Genomic DNA, 5745 nt, shown 5'->3' with positions numbered 1-5745 from the left:
TGCGCAGCAACGTCTGGGGCGAAGGGCGCGCAGCGCACTTCGCTTCCCCAGCCAGATAAATAAAAAAGGCCACCCGAAGGGCAGCCTTTTTTATTTATCTGGCGGAGAGAGGGGGATTCGAACCCCCGAAGCGCGGTTTAGACGCTTACACACTTTCCAGGCGTGCTCCTTCAACCACTCGGACACCTCTCCGGATCCCTGCCATCGGCAAACGCCTCAGCAGGGGCGCAAATTCTAGCGGGCGCAGCGGCAGGACACAAGCACTGGTTTGCAGGGCGAGAGGGCTGGACAGGCGTGGCACAATGGAACATCCGATGGAAGACGGTGGCCTGATGTCCTATCTCGTCCTTGCCCGCAAGTGGCGTCCGAAGCGTTTTGCCGAGCTGGTGGGCCAGGAACACGTGGTCCGTGCGCTCAGCAATGCGCTGGACAGCGGCCGGGTCCACCACGCGTTCCTGTTTACCGGTACCCGCGGCGTGGGCAAGACCACGATCGCGCGCATCTTCGCCAAATCGCTGAACTGTGAGCAGGGCACCAGTGCCGATCCCTGCGGCCAGTGTGCGGCCTGCCTGGACATCGACGCCGGGCGCTACATCGACCTGCTGGAAATCGATGCCGCGTCCAATACCGGCGTGGACGATGTGCGCGAGGTGATCGAGAACGCGCAGTACATGCCCTCGCGTGGCAAGTACAAGGTGTACCTGATCGACGAAGTGCACATGCTGTCCAAGGCCGCGTTCAATGCGCTGCTGAAGACGCTGGAAGAGCCGCCGGAACATGTGAAGTTCCTGCTGGCCACCACCGACCCGCAGAAGCTGCCGGTCACCGTGCTCAGCCGCTGCCTGCAGTTCAACCTCAAGCGTCTGGACGAAGATCAGATCCAGGGGCAGATGACCCGCATCCTCGCCGCCGAGGAGATCGAGTCGGACCCGGCCGCCATCGTGCAGCTGGCCAAGGCCGCCGACGGCAGCCTGCGTGACGGCCTGTCGCTGCTCGACCAGGCCATCGCCTATGCCGGCGGTGCGCTGCGCGAGGATGTGGTGCGCACCATGCTGGGCACGGTCGACCGCACCCAGGTGGCGGCCATGCTCGATGCGCTGGCCGAGGGCGATGGCCCGCGCCTGCTGCAGGTCGTTGCGGCACTGGCCGAGTTCTCACCGGACTGGAGCGGCGTGCTTGATGCGCTGGCCGAAGGCCTGCACCGCATCCAGGTGCAGCAACTGGTGCCGGGCGCATCCGCCGCTGCCGAAGGACTGGATGCCAGCGTATTCGCCGAGCGCCTGCGCCCTGAAGTGGTCCAGCTCTGGTATCAGATGGCCTTGAACGGTCGTCGTGATCTGCCACTGGCGCCCAGCCCACGCGCCGGCTTTGAAATGGCCGTGCTGCGCATGCTGGCGTTCCGACCCGCGGCTGCCGTGCCGTCGGTACCGCGCACCCCGGAATCCTCCGGTGGCAGCGCACCGACCGGTACGGGCCAGACCGGGGGCGGCGTTGCTGGCAGCCACGAAGGAGCTGCCCCGGCGGCCGCTGCTGCGCAGGGAGCCGTCGCCGTCACCCAGGCCGCTGCAGCATCGGTGCCGGTGGAGGCAACCGCTCAGACGCCGACCCCGACACCACAGCGCGAACCCGAGCCGGAACCCGAGCCGACCCCGGAACGGGATCCGACGCCTGAACCTGAACCGGTTCCGGTCGAGGAACCCGGGTCGCCGCCGCCGATGAAGGTGCAGCTGGCTCCCGACGCGGCCACGCCCAAGGCGCCCGCCGAGGCAGACGACCTGCCGCCGTGGGCGACCGACGAGGACACTTCCCGCGATGAGGCGCTGGCCGCTGAAATGGCGACGCCCGACGCGGCCATGGTCGCCCCGTGGCACGAGCCGCCAGCGCCGGCGCCGCAGCCGGTTGCAGAGGCTGTCGCGGTGCCGGAGCGTCCATTCCGTGCGGAAGGCATCCCGATCGCCCCAGCCGTCTCGACTGTCGCTTCCGACCGCGCCCCGTCGGGAAACGTCAGTGACCTGGCCTGCGCCGAGGACTGGCTCGACCTGGTTGCCAACAGCGGCCTGAGCGGTCCATCGCGACAGCTTGCAGCCAATGCGGCCTTCATCAGTTGCCAGCATGGGGTCTTGAAACTGGGCCTTTCGCCCGGATTTGAATACCTGCGCTCCGAGCGCGCGCTGGCAGCGCTGGGCGAGGTGCTGGAAAAGTCCCTTGGCCAGGCGCTGAAGATCGTGGTCGAGACCGCGGAGGCCGAGCAGGTCCCGGCCGAGACCCTGCACCAGCGTGCCGACCGCCAGCGTGGCGAGCGGCAGCAGGCTGCCGAGGCCATTTTCATGGACGATCCGGAAGTCCAGTTGCTGATCCAGCAGCACGGCGCCCGGGTTGTTTCCGATTCCATCCGTTCTTTTGACGAGTAAGACGACATGCGCGGCAATATCGCCCAACTGATGCAGCAGGCCCAGAAGATGCAGGAAAACCTGCAGAAGGCCCAGGAAGAAATCGCCAAGATCGAAGTGACCGGCAGCGCCGGTGGCGGCATGGTCAGCGTCACCCTGACCGGTGCCAAGGAGTGCCGCAAGGTGCGCATCGATCCGTCGCTGGCCAGCGATCCGGAAATGCTGGAAGACCTGATCGCCGCCGCCTTCAACGATGCGTCCAACAAGATCGACGCCGAGTCGAAGTCGAAGATGGGTTCGGCCACCGCCGGCATGCAGCTGCCGCCGGGCATGAAGATGCCGTTCTGATGTCCTGCATGGCACCCGCACTGCCGGGTGCCATGCACTGTGTAGCGTCGAGCGTGCTCGACTGCCCGCAATTTCCAGTCGAGCACGCTCGGCCCTACAGAACACGCCGCCGTGTCCGCACCCCTGCTTGAACAACTGATCGATGCACTGCGGGTGTTGCCTGGCGTAGGCCAGAAGACGGCACAGCGCATGGCCTACCACCTGCTCGAGCGCGAGCGCGAAGGTGGCAAACGCCTTGCCGGGACGCTGGCAGAGGCGGTCGAACGCATCGGTCATTGTGCGCAGTGCCGCGATTTCAGCGAAACCGAGCTGTGCCCGACCTGCGCCAATGGCAGCCGCGAGCGCAGCCAGTTGTGCGTGGTGGAATCACCGGCTGACCGCTTGGCGATCGAGAACGCCACCGGCTATCGCGGCGTTTACTTCGTGCTGCAGGGGCGCCTGTCGCCGCTGGATGGCATCGGCCCGCGCGAGCTGGGTCTGGAGCAGCTGGAACAGCGTCTGGCCGAAGCGGAAGTGCAGGAGCTGATCATTGCCACCAGTGCCACTGTCGAAGGCGAAGCCACCGCGCACTACCTCGCGCAGCTGGCACGCGCCCGCCAGGTGCGGCCGAGTCGGCTGGCCCAGGGCCTGCCCCTCGGCGGTGAGCTGGAGTACGTCGATCGCGGCACGCTGTCGCACGCGTTCGGCACCCGCAGCGAAGTGCGCGATTGAGTCGATGCCGGGCATGCCCCGGCGTTACCGGCCTACAATGCGGTGACACCCGCCGAGGCCGACCATGAGCAGCGAAACCCTCTTCAGCAAGATCATCCGTCGCGAGATCCCGGCCACCATCGTCTATGAAGACGAGGACGTGCTGGCGTTCAAGGACATCGCGCCCCAGGCGCCGGTGCACGTGCTGTTCATTCCGAAGAACGAGATCATTCCGACCCTGGATGACCTGCAGCCGTCGCAGGCGCACCTGATCGGCAAGCTGGCCCTGGCCGCCGCCGAGTACGCGCGGCAGGAAGGCTTCGCCCAGGACGGCTACCGCATCGTGATGAATTGCCGCGAAGATGCCGGGCAGACCGTGTTCCATATCCACATGCATCTGCTGGCTGGCGCGCCGCTGGGTCACTTCGGCACGCCGGGGCGTTGAGGCAGTCATCCACGCATGGCGTGGATAAAGTAGATCCACGCCATGCGGGGATAAAAAAGCGTCGCAGTGCAGCATCGCCCCGAGCAGACCCACACCATGCATGAATGAAAAAGGCCGCCCCATGGGCGGCCTTCTGCATCATGCGTACCGGGCCTGGACTACCACCAGCCCCAGCCGCGGTAACCGCCCCAGTACGGGCCATACGGGCCCGGGCCCCACGGTCCGTAGGGGTAGGGCACGACATCGACCTGGCGCTGCTCCGGCCACAGGTAGATCACGTCGGCCGCCAGCTTCGGCAGTCGGTAGTCGTAATCACCGATACGGGTGTTGGCGTAGCCATCGATCTTGCCGATGAAGGTCACGTCGCGGCCGGCTTCGAACACGGCCGGGTCGTAGAAGCCGGCACGGCAGGCGATGAAGCGGCCGTCACTGGCATCGGAGGAGGTCGTGTTCGGGCGACCACTGCCGTTGAGCGGGCGCGAGATGATCTGGAAACAGGTCTCGCCCTGGACGGGCTTGGTTTCGATGATCCGGCCACCCCAGCGCACCGGCGTGCCGACCTGCTGGGTGGCAACCGAGTCGCGCGGGGAAACCAGGCTGAACTGTCCCTGCAGCGGCTTGGGGGCCGTGGCGCAGGCCGACAGGGCCAGGGCGGCCACGGCGGTGAGGAGGAACTTGGTATTCATGGGGAGGCTCCGGAAGTCGGGCGATGCCTGCGCAGGTCCCGCAATAATGGGGCGAGCTCGGTACAAGTGCCAGCGTAGCGTGCATCAGCGAAACGCTGGCTGAGTGTGATGAGGGCCGGGTCGGGTCGTTGCCCGTTGACCCGCCGCGCCCAGTGCAGGGCGGGTTCGTGCGGTTCGCGGCCCAGCCCCAGCCGCGCATAGCGCAGCCCCAGCCGGTGCCAGGCGCGCAGCAGCGGGTCGCGCTCGCGTTCGCCACGGGCCAGCAGCCACGCCATCCAGGCCAGCGCCAGCGACACCGCCATCACGAAGCCGGCCAGCAGCTGTCCCGGCTGCAGGTCGTCCAGCCCGAACGGTTGCAGCAACTGCTGCTGGCGGCGTGCATCGAACGACAGCACCAGTTCGTTCCAGCCCCTGCGCATCCAGTCGCGGACCTGGCCCAGTTGCTGCCAGCGCTGCTGTAGCCCGGTATCGGCCCCGGCCTGCAGGCGGTCGTCCAGCGTGTCCAGGATGCGCTCGGGTGCTACTGCCGCTGTCGGGTCGATGCGCACCCAGCCGCGTTGCGGCAGCCACACCTCGGCCCAGGCGTGGGCGTCCATCCGCCGCAGTACCCAGTAGTCGCCGATCCGGTTGCGCGTGCCGCCGGCGAACCCGGTGACCACACGTGCTGGAATGCCGGCGTTGCGCATCAGCACCACGAAGGCAGAGCTGAAATGCTGGCAGTAGCCGGCCTTGTAGTCGAACAGGAAAGCATCGACAGGATCGCGCCCGGCGGCAGGCGTTGCCAGCGTGTACGAAAAGTCCGCGGTGATCCACGCCAGGGCGCGACGGACCACCGCTGCATCATCGCTTCCGGCTTCCTGCCGCCACTGCCGGGCCAGGGTTGCCGTGCGGGGGTTGAAGCCTTCCGGCAACTGCAGCGCGGCGCGGCGCTGATACGACGACAGCGTGGCATCAAAGCGCTGCGGCGGGGCCGACTGCAGACGCCACCGGCTCAGCGCAGACAAACTGCGGTCGCTGCTCAGGCTCAGGGCGGCATCAAGCCGGCTGCCTTCCGGTGCGGCGGTGGGCAGATCCAGCGCAACCAGCTGGCGACGGTCGGTGGGCTCGTAATCGATCTGGTAGTTCCAGCCTTCCGTGCCGTGCTCGACCACTGCAGGCGGCAAACGCTCGGTACGGCGGTCGCGTC

The 5745-nt window shown here is 67.1% G+C and carries 6 protein-coding genes and 1 tRNA gene; 4 read left to right on the top strand and 3 right to left on the bottom strand.

Features of this window, described 5'->3' with window-relative positions; all coding sequences use genetic code 11:
• Positions 1-99 precede the first annotated feature (99 nt).
• Positions 100-192: transfer RNA gene (locus DBR20_RS06995), tRNA-Ser, on the bottom strand.
• Positions 193-332: 140 nt separating this feature from the next.
• Between DBR20_RS06995 and dnaX the strand changes: the two genes are divergently transcribed.
• From dnaX to DBR20_RS06975, 4 genes are all read left to right on the top strand, one after another.
• Positions 333-2411, top strand: coding sequence for a DNA polymerase III subunit gamma/tau (gene dnaX, locus DBR20_RS06990; RefSeq protein WP_181393034.1), 2079 nt, complete (start codon positions 333-335; stop codon positions 2409-2411).
• A gap of 6 nt (positions 2412-2417) precedes the next feature.
• A complete protein-coding gene (locus DBR20_RS06985) occupies positions 2418-2738 on the top strand; it encodes a YbaB/EbfC family nucleoid-associated protein (protein WP_025879376.1) in 321 nt (106 codons plus the stop codon).
• A gap of 111 nt (positions 2739-2849) precedes the next feature.
• Positions 2850-3449: a recombination mediator RecR gene (gene recR / locus DBR20_RS06980; RefSeq protein WP_089239142.1), complete on the top strand. Its 600-nt coding sequence runs from the start codon at positions 2850-2852 to the stop codon at positions 3447-3449.
• Between the two features lie 64 nt (positions 3450-3513).
• Positions 3514-3873: a histidine triad nucleotide-binding protein gene (locus DBR20_RS06975; protein ID WP_089239144.1), complete on the top strand. Its 360-nt coding sequence runs from the start codon at positions 3514-3516 to the stop codon at positions 3871-3873.
• A gap of 158 nt (positions 3874-4031) precedes the next feature.
• On the opposite strand, the gene DBR20_RS06970 is transcribed toward DBR20_RS06975, so the two are convergent.
• Both DBR20_RS06970 and DBR20_RS22755 read right to left on the bottom strand, forming a co-directional pair.
• The gene (locus DBR20_RS06970) at positions 4032-4559 is read right to left on the bottom strand and encodes a Slp family lipoprotein (RefSeq protein WP_100463401.1); all 528 of its coding nucleotides are present in this window, start codon (positions 4557-4559) and stop codon (positions 4032-4034) included.
• The coding region (locus tag DBR20_RS22755; protein WP_258223237.1) for a transglutaminase-like domain-containing protein at positions 4556-5745 on the bottom strand (1190 nt) is incomplete at its 5' end. The genes DBR20_RS22755 and DBR20_RS06970, both read right to left, overlap by 4 nt.

Source organism: Stenotrophomonas sp. HMWF023, from assembly GCF_003060985.1.
Lineage (GTDB): Bacteria > Pseudomonadota > Gammaproteobacteria > Xanthomonadales > Xanthomonadaceae > Stenotrophomonas > Stenotrophomonas lactitubi.
The sequence above is the reverse complement of the archived record's forward strand: the minus strand, read 5'-3'. Positions and strand labels throughout refer to the sequence as shown.